Origin of the sequence: Streptomyces sp. NPDC049577 (assembly GCF_040675635.1) — a bacterium.
Taxonomy (GTDB): domain Bacteria; phylum Actinomycetota; class Actinomycetes; order Streptomycetales; family Streptomycetaceae; genus Streptomyces.
Map to the genome: position 1 here is coordinate 1 of NZ_JBFAPH010000102.1, position 18,677 is coordinate 18,677.

Genomic DNA, 18,677 nt, shown 5'->3' on the forward strand with positions numbered 1-18,677 from the left:
GGCGGCTGCTGATGCGCCGCTGCCCGACCCGCTCGATGACGCTGGTCGGCGACCCGGCGCAGACCGCCGAGCCGGGTGGCTGCGGCTCGTGGGAGACGATCCTCGCGCCGTACGTGGAGGACCGTTTCGAGCACGTACGGCTGGGCGTGAACTACCGCACCCCGGCCGAGATCATGGAGGTCGCGGCGGGGGTCGCCCGGTCGGCGGACCCCTCCTTCGCGCCGCCGCGCTCGATCCGCTCCACGGGCACGCGCCCCTGGGCGCGGCGGACGGACGACCTGGCGGGCGCGGTCGCCGCCGCCGTGGCGCGGGAGGGGCGGACGGACGGCCGGCTGGCCGTGATCGCGCCGCGGGCCCGGCAGGCCGCCCTGGCCGCCGCCCTGCCGGCGGCCTCGGCCGGGCCGTCGCCGGACCTGACCCGCCCGGTGGTGCTGCTCGACCCGCGCCAGGCCAAGGGCCTGGAGTTCGACACGGTGCTCGTGGCCGAGCCGGCGGAGTTCGGGGTGAGCGATCTGTACGTCGCGCTCACCCGGGCGACGCAGCGCCTGGGCGTCCTGCACACCGGGCCGCTGCCGGCCGCGCTGCGGGACCTGCCGGCGCCCGCCTGAGGGCCTCTGCCCCGGCCCCGCCGGGCCGTCCGCGGCCGCCCGGCGGGGGCCGGCGGGCGGCCCGGCGTGGCGCGTATCGTTCGCGCGGCGGGAGGGGGCGGGGTAGACATGGGGGTATGGCCCGGATCCGGGGCCGCTCCTGGGGGCCCTCGGGCCGCTGGTTCACCGGTTGGCGCCCAGGTAGCCGGCGAAAGCGGCGTCAGGGGCGCCAAGGCCCACGGGCGCCCTCGGCTCGGCGTCTGTGGTCGGTGGCGAGCGCCCGCAGCGTCGCCGGTCAGATGTTCGTGCTGCAGGTCCTGATCGTCCTGCTGCTGGTCGTGGCGGCCGTGACGACGCTGCTGCTCCAGGCGCGGAGCGACAGGTTCCAGGCGGCGCGCGACCGCTCGCTCGCCGCCGCCCAGTCGTTCGCCCATGCCCCGGGGCTGGTGGCCGTGATGCGCGGCCCGAACCCGTCGGCGGTGCTCCAGCCGGAGGCCGAGGCCGTCCGCAAGGAGGGCGGGGTCGACTTCCTCGTGGTGATGAACCGCGACGGCATCCGCTACACGCACCCGGACCCCTCGCTGATCGGCAAGCACTTCGTGGGCACCATCGGCCCCTCGCAGCAGGGCCGCGTCACCATCGAGGACGTCAACGGCCCGCTCGGCAAGGAGATGCAGGTCGTGGTGCCGGTGACCGACTCGCACGGCACGGTCGTCGGCATGGTCTCCTCCGGCCTGAAGATCAGCAGCGTGAGCAGTGCCGTCGACCGGCAGCTGCCGGTCGTCATCGGCGCCGGAGCCGCCGCCCTGGTCCTGGCCACCGGCGGGACGGCCCTGGTGAGCAGGCGGCTGCGGCGGCAGACGCACGGGCTCGGCCCGGTCGAGATGACCCAGATGTACGAACACCACGACGCGGTGCTGCACGCCGTGCGCGAGGGCGTGGTCATCGTCGACGGCGAGGCCCGGATCCTGCTCGCCAACGACGAGGCGTGCCGGCTCCTCGGCCTGCCCCCGGACGTGGAGGGCCGGCGGGTCCCCGAGCTGGATCTGGACCCCCGGATGGCCGAGCTGCTGGTCTCCCGGCGGGTGGCCAGCGACGAGGTGATCCCCGTCGGCGACCGGATGCTGGCCGTGAACAACCGGCCCACGGACCGCCGCGGTGGCCCCCCGGGCAGCGTGGCCACGCTGCGGGACTCCACCGAGCTGCGCGCCCTGGCGGGACGGGCCGAGGTGGCCCGCGGCCGGCTGCGGCTGCTGTACGAGGCCAGCGTCGCCATCGGCACCACCCTGGACGTGAAGGCCACGGCCGAGGAACTCACCATGGTGTCCGTACCCGGCTTCAGCGAGTACGCCACCGTCGACCTGGCCGAACCGGTGCTGCGGGGCGAGGAGCCCCGGACGGCGGGCCGCGAGGCGCCGGAGCTGCGCCGGGTGGCGCTGACCGGCGTGCGGGCCGACAATCCCCTGTACCAGGCGGGCGAGATGCACCGCTTCGCCCCGCCCACCCCGCAGGCCACCGGCTTCATCAGCGGCCACGCGGTCCTCGTGCCGAGCCTCGCCGACTCCGCCGGCTGGCGCACCCAGGACCCCGCGCGCACCCAGCGGATCCTGGACTACGGCTTCCGTTCACTGATCACGGTGCCGCTCAAGGCGCGGGGCGTGCTGATGGGCATCGCCAACTTCTGGCGCACCCGTGACAGCGAACCCTTCGAGGACGACGACCTGTCGCTCGCCGAGGAACTGGCGGCCCGTGCCGCGGTGTGCATCGACAACGCGCGCCGCTTCACGCGCGAGCACACCATGGCCGTCACCCTCCAGCACAGCCTGCTGCCGCGCGGACTGCCCGAGCAGAACGCCGTCGACATCGCCTACCGCTATCTGCCGGCCCAGGCGGGGGTGGGCGGCGACTGGTTCGACGTCATCCCGCTGCCGGGCGCACGCGTCGCGCTGGTCGTCGGGGACGTGGTCGGGCACGGCCTGCACGCCGCCGCGACGATGGGACGCCTGCGCACGGCCGTGCAGAACTTCTCCTCCCTCGACCTGCCCCCGGACGAGCTCCTGGGGCACCTGGACGAGCTGGTCGGCCGCATCGACCAGGAGGCGGGCGACAGCGAGGCCTCGATCGCGGGCGCCACATGCCTGTACGCGATCTACGATCCGGCGTCCGGCACGTGCAGCATGGCCCGGGCCGGTCATCCGCTGCCGGCGGTCGTCGGCGTGGACGGCGAGGTGGAGTTCGCCGAGCTCCCCGCGGGCCCGCCGCTGGGTCTGGGCGGCCACCCCTTCGAGGCGGCGGAGCTGACGCTGCCGGAGGGCAGCAGTCTGGTCCTGTACACCGACGGCCTCGTCGAGGACCGCGAACGGGACATCGAGACGGGCCTGGACACCTTGCGGAGCACGCTGGCCCACCCGGGCCGCTCGCCGCAGGAGACCTGCGAGGCGCTGCTCGCCGCCCTGCTGCCGCCCCGGCCGAGCGACGACGTCGCCCTGCTCGTCGCCCGTACCCGGGTGCTGGCGGAGGATCAGGTCGCCGAGTGGGAGCTGCCCTCCGACCCCGCCGTCGTGGCACGCGCCCGCGCCGACGTCACCCGGCAGCTGACGGAATGGGAGCTGGACGAGGCGCAGTTCACCACGGAACTGATCCTCAGCGAGCTGATCACCAACGCCATCCGGCACGCCTCGGGACCGATCCGGGTCCGGCTGCTGCGCGACCGCAACCTGATCTGCGAGGTCTCCGACACCAGCAGCACCTCGCCCCACCTGCGCTACGCCGCCGCGGAGGACGAGGGCGGCCGCGGCCTGTTCCTGGTCGCCCAGCTCGCGGAACGCTGGGGCACGCGCTACACGCCGGAGGGCAAGGTCATCTGGGCCGAACAGCCGTTGCTGTGAGCCTCAGACGACGGAGAGGGTGAGCCTCTCGTAGCGGGGCTGCGCCGCCCCGGAGCCCAGGGCCTCCGGCACGCCGGGTCCGGAGGGGTAGTTGACCGGGGCCGGCACCAGGGTGACGGAGGGGAGCTCGCCGTTCCAGCGGCCGTCCTGCTCCAGACCGCGCAGCACGTCCGTGACGTCGTAGCTGAAGGTGTTCCCCTCCGCGGGCTGACCCGGCCGGCCGGACTGCCCGCCGGTCGCGCCGAAGAAGGTGATGTGGCCGACGAAGTGGGGGCTCGCCGGGTCCAGGTCGTCCTTGCCGCGGGCGCCGACGAAGACCCGGTAGGAGGTGCCCGGCGGGGCGTCGGCCCGGACGTTCTCGATGGTGAGCACGAGCCGCCGCCCTTCGGCGACCCGGCGTGCCTCGGCCGTCCGCGCGGTGTGCGGCCGGACGACGGAGGAGAGCAGGGAGACGGGCTGGTCCACCTCCTCCGCCGGGGTGAGGGAGACGTGCGCCTCGCGCGCCGAGAGCGTGGTGGGCCCGCTGTGGGCGAGCAGCGGGTCGGGGCTGCCCACGGCCGCCATCCACGGGGCGCCGCCGACGCCCTGCGCGGTGCCGGTCCCGTCACTCAGCGACTCGTAGACATAGCCGAGCCGCGCGGTGTCCAGCACCGCCCGGGCGTCGGACCGCACCGGGGCCCCGGTCTCGTCACGCAGGTGGTACGGGGTGGTGAGCCAGGTGTCGTCCGTCGTGTTGGCGTTGCCCTGGTCCACCCAGGCGGCCCACAACCGGTCGATGTTGGCGTGGTGCAGCCAGAAGATCGGGTCGTCGGGCGACGAGGCGAACGCCATCGCGCCGCCCACGAAGCCGTGGATCGCGTTGTGCGGAACGTTCTCCAGGTAGCCGACGTGACTGAGCCAGTTCTCCTTGGGCCAGAAATCGCCGATGTTGCCGCTGCCGAAGTTGTGGCCCTCCACGCCCGGAGGGGTCGCAAAGACCGTGCTCGCCATGGCGACCCCCGGGTTGACCTCGGCGTAGTCCGGGAACGATCCCTCGTTGACGCCCTGTTCGCGGTCGGGGCGGTACAGCGGGTTGGCCGTCGTGCCGTCGGGCATCTTCTTCTGCCGGAACGCCGGGGGAAGCTCCCGGCATCTTCGCGACTGCGGACCGTCCTCACCGTCCGCGAGGCGTCCGTAGTTCCAGTAGGGCAGCGCCCAGTCGGCCGCGTCCTGCTCCCACCCGCTCGGGACGTCCACCTCGGTCCGGATCGTCTCCCGCACGATCCGTTCGAAGTAGTGGAGGTACGCGCGGTGCCAGGGCAGGAAGAACCATCCACCGTGCGGGCACTGGCCCCACTCCCGCGGGGTGGCGGCGCCCAGGTCGGGCGCGCCGCCGTGGATGAAGGTCTGGAAACGCCACCCGGTGGCCGCCAGCTCTCCGGGCTGCTTGCCCGCGTCCTTGGCCTTCATCTTCTGTACGGCGAGGGCGTAGAGCACCAGCGTTCTGTCCCACTGGCCGCCGTCCTGCTGCAGCTTGGTGACGTCGCGGCGAACGCGTGGGGTGGCGGGACCGGGCATGGCGGCTCCTTGTGGCCGGTACGAGGGGTCGAGGGAACGCGCCGGATGCTGCCGGCGGTCGTTCCACCGTTCCCCGGACGCCCCGGAGGCCAATCAGACCGTCCAGGTGATCTTCGGGGGCGTCCCCGCACCGGGGCCGGCCGGCGGCATCGCCCGGATGGGTCCCCTGGAATGTCCGGGACCGCCGCCGGGTGACGTACTGGAAGCCACGGACACCACTGTCAGAGGGTCTCGGTGAACGGTATGGCGACTGCCGGGACGTCACTGGCCGTCTCGCTCCTGGGATTCCGGCCGGTGGCGTATTTCGGGCTGGTGCTGATCGCCGCCGGGACGCTGGCCGGCGCGTGGTCGGTACGGCGCTGGCCGCATCGCAGGGTGGCGCTGCTGCCGGCGGCGTGCGGTGTGCTCCTGGCCCTGGCCGTCGTCGATCTCCTGCCGCACGCGTTCGATGACGCCCGGGAGGCGGAACTGCCCGTCTGGGCGGCGCCCGCCGCGGTCGTCGCGGGCTGCGTCGTCGTCCCCGCCTGCGGTGCCCTGCTCACGCGGTGCGGCCGGGGGCGTTCGCACGGGCCGGGCGTCGCGGCGGCTCTGGTGCTGCACCGGGTGATCGAGGGGATGACGGTGGCGCTGCTCCCCTCGGTTCCCGTGGTCGCGGCCCTGGTGGTGCATTCGGCCGGCGAGGGTCTCGCGCTGTCCGCCCTGCTGGAGGCCGACGGCCGGCGGCGGCTCGCCCCGTGGCTGACGGTGGCCTGCGTCGCTCCGCTCGCCGGGGGCCTGGCCACCGAGGTCACGCCGCTGCCCGACGGCGCCCACGCCTTGCTCCTGGCCACGGTGGCCGGAGTGCTGCTGCGCGGCGCGGGCGCCGCCCTCGCCCCGTCGGCGCGCCGGGAGGGCGCGCCCCTCACGGTCCTGGCCCTGGGCTCGGCCATGGCCGTCACCACGGTGGCCGTCCTCGCGCTGCGCTGACGCACGCGACGGACCACCGGATGCCTACGGGGGCACGTCGCGTGCCGCCCGCGACCGGAACTCCACCCGGACGTTCGCCGGCAGGGCGCGGTCGACCACCGGCACGCGGTGGCCGTGGCGCATGACCGCCTCCAGGGCGGCCCAGGCACGGCACGGGCCGTACGGGGGACCGGACACCGGCACGTGGCGGAGGTCCGCGACATCCGGGAGCCGGGCCTTCAGGCGGTGCAGTCGGCCCGGTGCCGCGCCGAACGGCATGGGCGGCAGGCCGAAGAGGCGACGGCCGTGCCGGCTCAGACCCGCGAACCAGGGCGGGAGCGTGTCGAAGGCCAGCGTGCCGCCGGGGAAGCGGTCGGCGCACGCGCCGATCAGGGTGGTGACGTCCGCCGGGCGCAGATACGGGAAGAGGCCCTGCGCCAGCAGGAGGACCGGCCCCTCGCCCAGGACGGCGTGTTCCCGCCAGCGCGGGTCGAGGACGGAGCACGCCGCGGTCCACTGGCGTTCGCCGTGCGGCAGTACGGCCCGCCGCAGGGCCACGACCTCCGGCAGGTCGACCGTCAGCCAGCGCAGCCGTCCGTCGTCCACGCGCCAGAACTGCGTCTCCAGGCCCTCCCCCAGGGCGACGACGACGGCGCCGGGATGCAGGGCGAGGAAGCGCGCCACCTCGCGGTCGAAGAAGCGGGCCCGTAACGCGAGGTAGCGGCACACCAGGGCCGAGGGGCGCCCGAACCGCTGCCGGAAGGGGTAGTCGCAGCGTTCGAGGGCCTCGGCGGCCAGGGGGTCGTGGAGCAGGCCCGGCAACCGGCGGGCCGCGGCGGCCCGGTGGTAGAGGGTGTAGAGCGCGGTCTCCGGAACACCGCGCAGGCATGCCCGCACCTGGGGGCTCCGCCCGGCCGGCGGTTCGGGAACGGCCTGGTCCACGCGGCACCACCTCACCGTGGCGATGGGAACAGGCCATTCTGCCCGTGCCGGCCGGCGGCCACGCCACCCGTGCGGGGGACGCCGTAAGGACGCTCGGCACGTTCGCCCCGCGTACCACGTGCCGTCACCCCGGCGTCATCCCCCCGCCCACCCCTTCCCCGACGCTCGCTGCACTTGCCACACTCTGCTGGCCCCCCAGCCCCACACCCCAAGAGGTGCCCAGTCCCATGGCTGAACTCAACAGGCGGCGCTTCCTCCAGATCGCCGGCGCGACGGCGGGCTTCGCCGCCCTGTCGAACAGCATCGACAGAGCCGCGGCCATCCCGGCCGAGCGCCGTACCGGCACCATCAAGGACGTCGAGCACATCGTCGTCCTGATGCAGGAGAACCGATCCTTCGACCACTACTTCGGCTCGCTGAAGGGCGTGCGCGGATTCGGCGACCCCCGGCCGATGACGCTGGCCGGCGGCAAGTCGGTCTGGCACCAGTCGGACGGTTCCAAGGACGTGCTGCCCTACCGCCCGGACGCCGAGGACCTCGGCATGCAGTTCATCGCCGGCCTCAACCACGACTGGGCGGGCGGCCACAAGGCCTGGAACCAGGGCAAGTACGACCGGTGGATCCCCGCCAAGTCGGCGGGCACGATGGCGTACCTGACGCGCGAGGACATCCCGTTCCACTACGCGCTCGCCGACGCGTTCACCGTGTGCGACGCCTACCACTGCTCGTTCATCGGGGCCACCGACCCCAACCGCTACTACCTGTGGACGGGCCACACGGGCAACGACCACCAGGGCGGCGGCCCGGTCCTGGGCAACGACGAGGCCGGCTACGGCTGGACCACGTACCCCGAGCGCCTGGAGAAGGCCGGGATCTCCTGGAAGATCTACCAGGACATCGGCGACGGCCTGGACGCGGCCGGCGGCTGGGGCTGGATCAACGACGCCTACCGCGGCAACTACGGCGACAACTCGCTGCTGTACTTCAACGCGTACCGCAACGCCAAGCCCGGCGACCCGCTCTACGAGAAGGCGCGCACCGGCACGAACGCCAAGGCCGGGCAGGGTTACTTCGACCTCCTCAAGGCCGATGTCAAGGCCGGCAGGCTCCCGCAGATCTCCTGGATCGCGGCCCCCGAGGCGTTCTCCGAGCACCCCAACTGGCCCGCCAACTACGGCGCCTGGTACGTCGCACAGGTCCTGGACGCCCTCACCTCGAACCCGGAGGTGTGGAGCAAGACGGCCCTGTTCATCACCTACGACGAGAACGACGGCTACTTCGACCACGTCGCGCCGCCCTTCCCGCCGGCCTCCGCCGCCCAGGGCCGCTCCACCGTGGACGCCTCGCTCGACGTCTTCGGCGGCGACGCCCGCTACGCCGCCGGGCCCTACGGGCTCGGCCAGCGCGTGCCCATGCTCGTCGTCTCCCCCTGGAGCACCGGCGGCTACGTCTGCTCGGAGACCTTCGACCACACCTCGATCATCCGGTTCATGGAGCGCCGCTTCGGCGTGTCCGAGCCCAACATCTCGCCCTGGCGCCGGGCCGTCTGCGGCGACCTGACCTCGGCCTTCGACTTCCGTCTCAAGGACACCGCGCCTGCCTCCCTGCCGGCCACCGCCGGCTACGCGCCCAAGGACCACGACCGGCACCCGGACTTCGTCCCGAAGCCGCCCGCCGACCCGGCCCTGCCCAAGCAGGAACGCGGTTCCCGGCGCACCCGCCCGCTGCCGTACGCACCGCTGGTGGACGGCTCGGCGACGCCCTCGACCGGGCGCTTCACCCTCACCTTCAGCGGCGGCGACAGGGCCGGGGCGTGCTTCACCGTCGCCTCCGGCAACCGCACCGACGGCCCGTGGACGTACACCGCCGAGGCCGGCAAGAAGATCTCCGACACCTGGAACACGGCCTATTCGAAGGGCGTCTACGACCTCACGGCGTACGGGCCCAACGGCTTCCTGCGCGCCTTCCGGGGCTCCGGGACGACCGCCGGCCCCGAGGTCACCGCGCGCCACGACGCCGCCCACGGGCGCGTCGAGCTGACCATGACGAACACCGGCACCACCACCTGCGCGCTCACGCTGTCCTGCGCCTACGGCGGCCGGAGCGAGACGTTCCGGGTGGGCCCGGGGGCGACCGTCGTGCACGCCGTGGACCTGCGCCGCAGCAAGCGCTGGTACGACCTGTCCGTGGTGTCCGACACGGACACGACGTTCCTGCGCCGGTTCGCGGGCCACGTCGAGACCGGGGAGCCGGGCGTGAGCGACCCGGCGATCATCACGGTCTGAGCGGGGCCGGGTCCGGGCCCGCCGAGCCGAGCCGGGCCGGTCCGGGCCGCCGGTCCGGTCCGGTCAAAGCCGTCTCCACTCACGGGTGGAGACGGCTCCACCCGTGGCTGCACCGAAGGATTCAACCCTCGCTCCACCCGGTGGCCGATGCGGCGCGAAGCCCGGCGGCGCGACAGTGAGGGCATGAAGAGACCGCTGATCACACCGAGTTCCCCGGCCGCCGCGCTGGCCGGTGCCGCCGTCGTCGCCACGCTGGTCGCGCCGGGGAACGCCCTGGCCGCCGCCTCGCCCGGCCGGCCCGAGCTGCGCGCGCCCGAGGGCACGGTCGTGCTGCCGAACCTGGACGACGACGCGCGCCGCTGCACTCTGCGCCCCGGTGACCTGGACCGGCTGGACGTGGCGGTCGACGAGCGGCTCGCCGCCTGCAACGACGCCGCCGACGAGGTGGTCGACGGCCCCGACGACGCCGAGGACCTCACGCCGCTGCGCGCGGCACCCCTCGCCGTGAGCGGCCGGGCCCGGGGCCGCGTCTCGCTGCCGGCCGCGCAGGCCCCGTACGCGCGCGTGTTCGTGGTGCGCGGCGGGCGGTACGTCTCGCTGGGCTCCGACGGCCGGCTGAGTGCGGAGGATCTACGGGGCGGGGCGCGGCTGGCCGTGGAGGCCCGTGACATCGTGCGCGACCCGAAGCGCTGGGACGGCCGGATCGAGGTGACGCTGTCCGTCACCGACCGCGGCACCACCCGCAGTGCCCGGGCCGCCCTGCGCGTGGCGCCGGTGCTGCTGCAGAACGACCTGCAGCGCGCCCAGCACGTCTTCGCCGCCGCCCCCGGCCCGGGCGAGGGGCAGCCCGTCGAGGTCCCGGCCGCGAAGCGGCCCCCGGGGCAGTGGCGGGAGTTCGCGGACTCCCTGCGCGCGGCCGCGCGGGAGTCCGGCCTGCCCGAGCGGGAGGTGCGCTTCCAGCCGGGCACCGCCCAGTGGTGGAAGGACATCTGGCGCCAGGACATCGCCGAGCCCGGATACGTCACCAGGCCGACGCCCCACGGCCCGCACACCCTGCGCATCCTGCTGCGCTCCCCCAATTACTGGACCTCTCCCGACGGCCGCTCCGCGAGCATGCGCCGCGCCGGCCGGCTGCTCTACCGCGATCTGCGCGGCCCCGGCGTCGGTGTCATCCAGCAGTACACGCCCACCGAACGGCGCGAGAAGAACGTCGACGAACTGCTCAACTTCACCGGCAACTTCGAGTCCCTGCCGCCCTACGCCGGCCGTCCGCGGGGCCGGATCCTCTACGGCAGCAGCGCGGAGCGCCGCCCCGATCCCTCCTTCGTCACCATGCTGACCGCCCAGGGGCAGCAGCCGCCGGTGGTGCTCGACACCTCCTGGCTGCTCGTCGGCCACGTCGACGAGACCGTCCACGTCGTGCGGGCGGACAACGCGCGCGGCTGGACCCTCGCCGTCTCCGACCCCCGCAAGGCGCTGGACCTGCTGAAGGAGGCGCGGCGCGGCGGCGAGGGGGGCCGGCGTCTTTTCGACGGCACGGACGCGGAGGCCAAGCCGACCGTCGACCAGTTCCTGCGCTACGAGGAGCACGCCGGCGACAACGAGGACGCCGCCCGGCACATCGACGGACAGCTCGCGGTCCTGCTGCGCGAGACCGGGCTGAAGCCGGAGGAGCTCGTCCGCCTGCCGGTCCTCTACTACCGGGTGGACGCGGGAGAGGGCCTGCCGCGCCGGCACATCGCCTTCTCCCCCGCCCTGGCCAACGGGCTGTCCCTGACCGCCCGTGACTTCGCCGCCCCCGATCCGCACGGCCCCCGCGTGGCGGGCCGCGACCTCTTCCGCGACGAGACGGAACGGGCCCTGGCGCGCGGCGGGGTGCGGGTGCACTGGGTGGAGAACTTCTCCTGGGCCCATCTCGGCGGCGGCGAGGTCCACTGCGCCACGAACGCCCTGCGGGAGATCACATGACGGCCGGTGCCGGCACCGCCGCCCGCTCGCGGCGGCCGTACACGGCCCAGGTCAGCGCGGCGCAGACGAGGTAGAAGCCGAGGAAGGCCGCGTAGGCCGGATCGCCGCCGCCCGTGGTGCGGAAGGACTGCCGGAAGGCGGTGTTGACCAGGACGCCGCCCAGGGCGCCGACGGCGCCCGCGAGTCCGATGAGGGTTCCGGAGCGCCTCCGGGCAGCGGCCTCCGCGGCGGCCGGGTCGCCCCCCTGCCGGGCGGCGGCCCGGGCCCGGGCGTGGTGGAGGGCGGGGATCATGCGGTAGGTGGAGCCGTTGCCGAGTCCGCTCAGCACGAAGAGGGCGAGGAACCCGGCGAAGAAGCCGGCGAGCAGATGCTCCCGCGCGGAGAGCAGGATGAGTGCGGCGCAGACGGCCATGGCCAGGAAGACGGCGCGGGTGACGCGGGCGCCGCCGAGCCGGTCGGCCCAGGATCCTCCGACGGGGCGGGCGAGGGAGCCGAGCAGAGGGCCCAGGAAGCTGAGGCACGCCACCTGCACGGGAGTTTCGAACTGCTGATGGAACTGCGTCTGGAGGACCTGTCCGAAGGCGAAGGAGAAGCCGATGAACGATCCGAAGGTGCCCAGGTAGAGGAGGGACAGCAGCCAGGTGTGGCGGTCGGGCAGGATCTCGCGCAGGCTCGGCCGGCGGGGCGGTACCGGCAGGTTGTCCATCCGCAGCGCCGCCGCGAGGGCCGTCGCCGTGATCAGCGGCAGGTAGGCCAGCGGGAGCACCCACGGCCGGCCGGCGCCGGCGGTGGCGAGGACGAGGAGTCCGGCGAGCTGGACGACGGGCACGCCGAGGTTGCCGCCGCCCGCGTTGACGCCCAGGGCCCTGCCCTTGAGGCGTTCGGGGTACAGGGCGTTGACGTTGGCCATGGAGGAGGCGAAGTTGCCGCCGCCGACCCCCGCCACGGCCGCGACGAGCAGCAGGGTGGTGTAGGGGACGCCGGGCCGCAGGACGAGGGCCATGAGCGCGGTCGGCAGGAGCAGGAGCAGCCCGCTGAAGACGGTCCAGTTCCGGCCGCCGAAGCGGGCGACCGCGTAGGAGTAGGGCACGCGGAGGAGTGCGCCGACGGCGGTGGGCACGGCGGTGAGGGTGAACTTCCCGGCGGGGTCGATGCCGTACTCCGGGCCCAGGAAGAGCACGAGGACGGACCACATGCTCCACACGGAGATCCCGATGTGCTCGCTGAGGACGGAGAGCACGAGGTTGCGGCGGGCGGTGCGGGCGCCGGTGCGGGCCCAGAAGCCGGGGTCCTCCGGGCGCCACTCCGTCAGCGTCCGGGAGCGGCGCCCGGGGGGCGGCTGCGCGGGGGGCGGCTCCTCGGGCCCGGTGGCGCGGACCGGCCAGGTGCGCAGGACGGCGGGGGCGCCGTCGGGGGTGGTGTCCGTATCGAGGCAGACGCCGGTGCGCAGGTCGTAGGTCTGCTTGTACATGGGCGAGGTGACGATGGGGGCGCCGTCGCGGCAGCCGGTGAGGCCCCGGGAGATGACGCAGGCCCCGCTGAAGGGGTCGCGGTTGTCGACGGCGTGGAGGGCTCCGCAGCCGTCGCGGAAGACGGCGACCTGTGCGCCGCCGACCAGGGCGGTGACGCCGCGCCCGGGGACGAGGTCGCCGTAGCGGCAGACGGGGGTCCAGCTACCGGCGTCGGCGATCTCCACGAGGGCGTCGGGGTGCGGGACGGCGACAGGGAGGGGGCCGGGGGTGGGCACGGGGGCCGTGTCGGTCATGGGGCTACCGCCTCACGGGTACGGGGCTGACGGTCGGACTGCTCCCCGGTCTCACCGGGCCGGGCGGGGCGGATCTGGCCGCGCTCGGGGAGGAAGCGCACGGAGGGGTCCGGTGTGCCGGGGGCGTTGACGAAGGAGACGAAGCGGCTCAGCCGGTCGGGGTCGGCGAGGGTGGCGGCCCACTCGTCCTCGTAGGTCCCGATGTGGCGGGACATCAGCTCGTCGAGTTCGGCGGCGATGCCCAGCGCGTCGTCGACGACGACGGCGCGCAGGTGGTCGAGGCCGCCCTCCAGGCGTTCGAGCCAGGGGGCGGTGCGCTCCAGGCGGTCGGCGGTGCGGACGTAGAACATCAGGAAGCGGTCCACGGTGCGGATCAGGGTGTCGCGGTCGGCGTCCTTGAGCAGCAGATCGGCGTGGCGGGGTGTCATGCCGCCGTTGCCGCCCACATAGAGGTTCCAGCCCTCGGCGGTGGCGATGACGCCGAAGTCCTTGCTCCGGGCCTCGGCGCACTCGCGGGCGCAGCCGGACACGGCCGCCTTGATCTTGTGGGGGGTGCGCAGGCCCCGGTAGCGCAGTTCGAGCTCGATGGCGAGGGCGACGGAGTCCTGGACGCCGTAGCGGCACCAGGTCTGTCCCACGCAGGACTTCACGGTCCGCAGCGCCTTTCCGTAGGCATGGCCGGACTCGAAGCCGGCGTCGACCAGGCGGCGCCAGATGGCGGGGAGCTGGTCGACGGTGGCGCCGAACATATCGATCCGCTGGCCGCCCGTGATCTTGGTGTAGAGGCCGAAGTCGCGGGCGACGGCGCCGATGGCGATGAGTCCCTCGGGGGTGATCTCGCCGCCGGGGACGCGGGGGACGACGGAGTAGGAGCCGTTGCGCTGGAGGTTGGCGAGGAAGTGGTCGTTGGTGTCCTGGAGGGCGGCCTGTTCGCCGTCGAGGACGTAGGGGGTGTCGCCGAGGCCGGCCAGGATGGAGGCGACGGTGGGTTTGCAGACCGCGCAGCCCAGGCCGGTGCCGTGTTCGGCGAGGAGCCGGGCGAAGGTGGTGATGCCCTTGACGCGGATGATCTCGTAGAGCTCGGCGCGGGTCTGTGTGAAGTGCTCGCACAGGCCCCGGGCGGGACCGGCACCCGTCGTGGCGAGTTCCGCGCCGACGATCTTCTCGAGGAGCTTCTCGCAACTGCCGCAGCCGGTGCCTGCCTTGGTGCAGCGCTGGACGGCGGCCACGGAGCCGCAGCCCTGCTCGGTGACGGCCGCCCGGACGGTGCCCTGGGTGACGTTGTGGCAGGAGCAGACGACGGCGTCGTCCGTGAGCGTGCCGGCCCGTCCGCCGCCGCCGGCCGGCTCGGGGAGCAGCAGTTGTTCCGGGGGGACGGGCAGTGGCTTGCCGGTGCCGGCGAGCGGGCGGAGGGTGGTGTAGGCGTCGGCGTCGCCGACGAGGACGCCGCCGAGCAGGTCGCCGTCCGCGCCGATGACCAGCTTCTTGTAGACGCCGGCCCGGCTGTCGGCGTAGGTGACGTCCAGGGCGCCCTCGGTGGTGCCGTGCGCGTCGCCGAAGCTGGCCACGTCCACACCGAGCAGCTTGAGCTTGGTGGCGGTGTCGGCCCCGGTGAACTCGCCGGCCTCGCCGAGCAGCGCGCGGGCGGCGGTCTCGGCCATGGCGTAGCCGGGGGCGACGAGTCCGTGGACGCGGCCGTCCACCGTGCGGGCGCATTCGCCGATCGCCCAGACGTGCGGGTCGGCCGTGCGGCAGCGGGCGTCGACGACGATGCCGCCGCGGTCGCCGACCGGCAGCCCGCAGTCCCGGGCCAGCCGGTCCTCGGGGCGGACGCCGGCGGCGAAGACCACGAGATCGGCGGCGAAGGTGGTGCCGTCCGCGAGGGTCAGGGCACGCACGGCGCCGTCCGGGCCCGTCTCGATGCGTTCGGCGCCGGCGCCGGTGTGCACGACGACACCCAGCTCCTCGATCTTGCGGCGGAGCAGGGCGCCGCCGGTGTCGTCGACCTGGAGGGCCATGAGCCGGGGCGCGAACTCGACGACATGGGTCTGAAGGCCGAGGGCGCGCAGGGCGCCGGCGGCCTCCAGGCCGAGCAGGCCGCCGCCGATCACGGCGCCGGCCCGGGCGCCGGCGGCCCGGGCGCGGATGGCGGTGACGTCGTCCAGGGTCCGGTAGACGTGGCAGCCCTCGGCGTCGTGGCCGGGGACGGGCGGTACGAAGGGGTACGAGCCGGTGGCCAGGACCAGGGTGTCGTAGGGCACGCGGCGGCCGGAGGCGGTGGTGACGGTGCGCGCCGGGCGGTCCACGGCGACGGCCGGGTCGCCCAGGCACAGTTCGATGCCGTGGTCGTCGAGGAAGCCGGGCGGGCACAGGGCGAGTTCGTCGGCGGAGGTGCCGGTGAAGGCCGAGGTCAGGCGGACGCGGTCGTAGGCCGGCCGGGGTTCGGCGGCGAGGACGGTGACGTGCCGGGGGCGGGCCGTCCGCCCCGGCTCGTACAGGGCCTGGAGGAAGCGCTGGCCGACCATGCCGTGGCCGACGAGGACCAGGCGGCCGGGGCCGGCGGCGGGGGGCGGGGGCGTCATGGGCGGGCTCCTTCGGGGACGATCAGGCTCAGGAGGTCGGCGGGCAGGGGCTCGTCGTGCTGCCAGGCGCGGCCGAGGTCGCCGACCGTCGCCAGGTCGCCCAGGAGGACGGCGCCGACGAGCCGGTCGCCGCGTGCGACGAGCCGGCGGCAGGTGCCCCGGGTGGTGTCGGCGATGTGGAGCACGTCGTGGGCGGGGCCCCGGGCGGGGTCGGCGGTGCGGTCGGCGTCGGGGTCGCCGAAGGCCGCGAGGTGCAGGGCGCCGGCGGTCAGCCGGGTCGGGGCGCGGGTGCCGGTGTACCGGGCGCCGGGGTCGGCTCCGGAGAGCCGGGCGGCGAGGGCGTCGGCCTGTTCCCAGGCCGCCCCGGCGCGGCCGTGGACGAGGCCGCGGTGTTCGGCGCAGTCGCCGATGGCGTGGATGCCGGGTGCGGAGGCGGCGAGCCGGTCGTCGACCACGATGCCGCGGCGCACCCGGAGCCCGGCCGCGCGGGCCAGGGCGGTGCGCGGCCGGGTCCCGCAGGCCAGGACGACGAGATCGGTCTCCAGGCGGCGGCCGTCGGCGAGTTCGACGGCGAGGTCTTGGCCGGTGCCGGGCGCCAGGGTGCGGGGCGGGACGCCGAGGTGGCAGGTGACGCCGAGGCCGGCGAGCCGGCTGCGCAGGACGCCGGCGGAGGCCGCGTCGAGCTGACGGTTCATCAGCCAGGCGGATCGGTGGACGAGTTCGACGGCCGGTCCGAGGGCGGCCAGGGCCCGGGCGGTGCCGACGCCGAGCACGCCGCCGCCGATCACGACGGCCCGGCCGGCGCGGCGGGCGTCGCCGGCCAGGCGGCGGCAGTCGGCGAGCGTCCGCAGCACGTGGACGCCGTCCCGGGCAGCGAGGCCGCCGCCGGGCCCGTGGACGCCCCGCAACCGGGGCAGGACGGGGGCGGCGCCGGTGGCGAGGACCAGGGTGTCGTAGCGGGCCGTGCTGCCGTCCGCCAGGCGGAGGACGCGGGCGGCGGCGTCGACGGCCGTGACCTCGGTGCCGGTGCGCAGCCCGGCGCCGGGTCCGTACGGCAGGGTGAGGCCGGCCGTGTCGTACCGGCCGGTGAGGGCGTCGGTGAGCAGGGTGCGGTTGTAGGGGGCGTGCGGCTCGTCGCCGTACAGGGTGACCTCGACGGCGCCCGGGGCCGTGCGGGCCAGCAGCTGCTGGCCGAAGCGGGCCGCGGCCATGCCGGCGCCGGCGACGGCGATCCGCCGGGCGCTCACGGCCGGCCGCCGTCCGTCGCCTTCTCCACCCGTACCGCGCAGACCTTGAACTCCGGCATCCGCGACTGCGGGTCGAGGACGGGGTTGGTCAGGGTGTTGGCGCGGCCGGGGCCGCTCCAGTGGAAGGGCATGAAGACGGTGTCGGGCCGCACGGTCCCGGTGATCCGGGCGGGGGCCAGGGCGCGGCCGCGCCGGCTGGTGACGGCCAGCAGGTCGCCCTCGGTGACGTGGAGGCGCTCGGCGAGCCGGGGGTGGAGTTCGACGAAGGGGCCGGGGGCGGCGGCGTTGAGCTCGGCGACCCGGCGGGTCTGGGCGCCGCTCTGGTACTGGGCGGCGACGCGGCCGGTGGTCAGGTGCAGCGGGAAGGCGCCGTCGGTCTCCTCGCCGGCCGGCCGGTGGCCCGCGGAGGAGAAGCGGGCGCGGCCGTCGGGGGTGGCGAAGCGGTCGAGGAAGAGGCGCGGCGTGCCGGGGTGGGCGGTGCCGGGGCAGGGCCAGAAGACGCCGTCCTCGGCCCGGATGCGCGCGTAGGTGATGCCGGCGTAGTCGGCGGGGCCGCCGGCCGAGGCCCGCCGCAGTTCGCCGAAGACCTCCTCCGGGTCGTCGGGGAAGCCGTGGCCGGTGCCCAGGCGGCCGGCGAGCTCCTTGAGGACGTACAAGTCGGTGCGGACGCCGGGGGGCGGGGCGAGGGCGGCCCGGCGCAGGATGACGCGGCCCTCCAGATTGGTGGTCGTGCCGGTCTCCTCGGCCCACTGGGCCACGGGCAGGACCACGTCGGCCAGTTCGGCGGTCTCGGAGAGCACGATGTCGGTGACGGCGAGGAAGTCCAGCGCCGCGAGGCGCGCGGTGACGTGGGAGGCGTGCGGGGCGGAGACGACGGGGTTGGAGCCCATGACCAGCAGGGCCCGGACGCCGGCGGGCGTGCCGGCGCGGTCGAGCATCTCGAAGCCCGACTGGCCCGGGCCGGGCAGCGAGTCGGGGTCCACGCCCCAGACGCCGGCGACGTGGGCGCGGGCGGCGGGGTCGGTCAGGGAGCGGTAGCCGGGCAGCTGGTCGGCCTTCTGGCCGTGCTCGCGGCCGCCCTGGCCGTTGCCCTGGCCGGTCAGGCAGCCGTAGCCGCTGCCCGGGCGGCCGGCCTTGCCGGTGGCCAGGCACAGGTCGATCCAGGCGCGGACGGTGTCGGTGCCCTTGCTGTGCTGTTCGGCGCCGCGCGCGGTGAGGACCATGCCCGAGGGGGCGGTGGCGAACAGCCGGACGGCCTCCCGCATCTGGGGCACGGGCACGCCGGTGATCTCCTCGACCCGCTCGGGCCAGTGGGCCATGGCCGCTTCCCGGGCCCGGTCGAAGCCGGTGGTGCGCCGGTCGATGAACTCCCGGTCCAGGAGGCCGTCGGCGACGGCCAGGTGCAGCAGGCCACGGGCGAGCGCCAGGTCGGTGCCCGGCACCGGGCGCAGATGGAGGTCGGCCTGCTCGGCGGTGCGGGTGCGGCGCGGGTCGATGACGATCAGGTGTCCGCCGTTCTCGCGCATCCGGGTGAAGTAGCGCAGCGCGGGCGGCATGGTCTCGGCGGGGTTGGCACCCACCAGGACGACGCAGCCGGTGCCGGCCACGTCCTCCAGGGGGAACGGCAGTCCGCGGTCGATGCCGAAGGCCGCGCGGTGGGCGGTGGCGGCGGAGGACATGCAGAAGCGCCCGTTGTAGTCGATGTTCGGGGTGCGCAGGGCGACGCGGGCGAACTTGCCGAGCAGATACGCCTTCTCGTTGGTCAGCCCGCCGCCGCCGAACACGCCGACCGCCGCCTCTCCGTACCGGGCGCCGGCCGTGCGCACCGAGGCCGGGCTGACCTTCACCGGCACCGGCAGGATCACCGGCATCGACGCCGACCTGCACGAGGTCGGCGAGCTCACCCCCGTC

10 protein-coding genes and 2 pseudogenes are annotated in these 18,677 nt (G+C 74.9%); 5 read left to right on the top strand and 7 right to left on the bottom strand.

The annotated features are described in order from the left end of the window. Together AB0K09_RS14140 and AB0K09_RS14145 are read left to right on the top strand one after the other, a co-directional pair. Positions 1 to 608: pseudogene (locus tag AB0K09_RS14140) on the top strand (helicase); the annotation flags it as partial. 278 nt (positions 609 to 886) lie between these two features. Then, positions 887 to 3,475 (top strand): SpoIIE family protein phosphatase, encoded by a 2,589-nt coding sequence (locus tag AB0K09_RS14145; RefSeq protein WP_366065619.1) that lies wholly within the window; start codon positions 887 to 889, stop codon positions 3,473 to 3,475. 3 nt (positions 3,476 to 3,478) lie between these two features. On the opposite strand, the gene AB0K09_RS14150 is transcribed toward AB0K09_RS14145, so the two are convergent. Further along, positions 3,479 to 5,032, bottom strand: coding sequence for a tyrosinase family protein (locus tag AB0K09_RS14150; RefSeq protein WP_366065620.1), 1,554 nt, complete (start codon positions 5,030 to 5,032; stop codon positions 3,479 to 3,481). Positions 5,033 to 5,275: 243 nt separating this feature from the next. On the opposite strand from AB0K09_RS14150, the gene AB0K09_RS14155 reads away from it, so the two are divergent. Next, the gene (locus AB0K09_RS14155; protein ID WP_366065621.1) at positions 5,276 to 5,998 is read left to right on the top strand and encodes a hypothetical protein; all 723 of its coding nucleotides are present in this window, start codon (positions 5,276 to 5,278) and stop codon (positions 5,996 to 5,998) included. A 24-nt stretch (positions 5,999 to 6,022) separates the two neighbouring features. Here AB0K09_RS14155 and AB0K09_RS14160 read toward each other — a convergent pair whose 3' ends face one another. Next, positions 6,023 to 6,919 carry a class I SAM-dependent methyltransferase gene (locus AB0K09_RS14160; protein ID WP_366065622.1) on the bottom strand — a complete coding sequence of 299 codons (897 nt, stop codon included), beginning with the start codon at positions 6,917 to 6,919 and terminating at the stop codon, positions 6,023 to 6,025. Positions 6,920 to 7,146: 227 nt separating this feature from the next. Here AB0K09_RS14160 and AB0K09_RS14165 point away from each other — a divergent pair, with 227 nt between their 5' ends. Then, positions 7,147 to 9,204: a phosphocholine-specific phospholipase C gene (locus tag AB0K09_RS14165; RefSeq protein WP_366065623.1), complete on the top strand. Its 2,058-nt coding sequence runs from the start codon at positions 7,147 to 7,149 to the stop codon at positions 9,202 to 9,204. A gap of 183 nt (positions 9,205 to 9,387) precedes the next feature. After that, positions 9,388 to 11,172 (top strand): protein-arginine deiminase family protein, encoded by a 1,785-nt coding sequence (locus AB0K09_RS14170; protein ID WP_366065624.1) that lies wholly within the window; start codon positions 9,388 to 9,390, stop codon positions 11,170 to 11,172. On the opposite strand, the gene AB0K09_RS14175 is transcribed toward AB0K09_RS14170, so the two are convergent. From AB0K09_RS14175 to AB0K09_RS14195, 5 genes and pseudogenes are all read right to left on the bottom strand, one after another. Beyond that, the gene (locus AB0K09_RS14175; protein WP_366065629.1) at positions 11,165 to 12,484 is read right to left on the bottom strand and encodes a nitrate/nitrite transporter; all 1,320 of its coding nucleotides are present in this window, start codon (positions 12,482 to 12,484) and stop codon (positions 11,165 to 11,167) included. The two genes, AB0K09_RS14170 and AB0K09_RS14175, sit on opposite strands and share 8 nt — an antisense overlap. A 66-nt stretch (positions 12,485 to 12,550) precedes the next feature. Next, positions 12,551 to 12,937, bottom strand: a pseudogene (locus tag AB0K09_RS14180) (nitrite reductase (NAD(P)H) small subunit); the annotation flags it as partial. Beyond that, the gene (gene nirB / locus AB0K09_RS14185; RefSeq protein WP_366065625.1) at positions 12,934 to 15,519 is read right to left on the bottom strand and encodes a nitrite reductase large subunit NirB; all 2,586 of its coding nucleotides are present in this window, start codon (positions 15,517 to 15,519) and stop codon (positions 12,934 to 12,936) included. The gene nirB and the pseudogene AB0K09_RS14180, both read right to left, overlap by 4 nt. Further along, positions 15,516 to 16,766 carry an FAD-dependent oxidoreductase gene (locus AB0K09_RS14190; RefSeq protein WP_366065627.1) on the bottom strand — a complete coding sequence of 417 codons (1,251 nt, stop codon included), beginning with the start codon at positions 16,764 to 16,766 and terminating at the stop codon, positions 15,516 to 15,518. Before AB0K09_RS14190 ends, nirB begins: the two co-directional genes overlap by 4 nt. Further along, a complete protein-coding gene (locus tag AB0K09_RS14195; protein WP_366065628.1) occupies positions 16,763 to 18,592 on the bottom strand; it encodes a molybdopterin oxidoreductase family protein in 1,830 nt (609 codons plus the stop codon). The genes AB0K09_RS14190 and AB0K09_RS14195 overlap by 4 nt, the downstream gene beginning before the upstream one ends. Between the last annotated feature and the right edge of the window lie 85 nt (positions 18,593 to 18,677).

Excerpts from the sequence above, each read along its gene's own strand:
- AB0K09_RS14155 (WP_366065621.1), top strand. The coding sequence starts at position 5,276 with ATGGCGACTGCCGGGACGTCACTGGCCGTCTCGCTCCTGGGATTCCGG.
- AB0K09_RS14145 (WP_366065619.1), top strand. The coding sequence starts at position 887 with ATGTTCGTGCTGCAGGTCCTGATCGTCCTGCTGCTGGTCGTGGCGGCC.
- AB0K09_RS14165 (WP_366065623.1), top strand. The coding sequence starts at position 7,147 with ATGGCTGAACTCAACAGGCGGCGCTTCCTCCAGATCGCCGGCGCGACG.
- AB0K09_RS14150 (WP_366065620.1), bottom strand. The coding sequence starts at position 5,032 with ATGCCCGGTCCCGCCACCCCACGCGTTCGCCGCGACGTCACCAAGCTG.
- AB0K09_RS14170 (WP_366065624.1), top strand. The coding sequence starts at position 9,388 with ATGAAGAGACCGCTGATCACACCGAGTTCCCCGGCCGCCGCGCTGGCC.
- nirB (WP_366065625.1), bottom strand. The coding sequence starts at position 15,519 with ATGACGCCCCCGCCCCCCGCCGCCGGCCCCGGCCGCCTGGTCCTCGTC.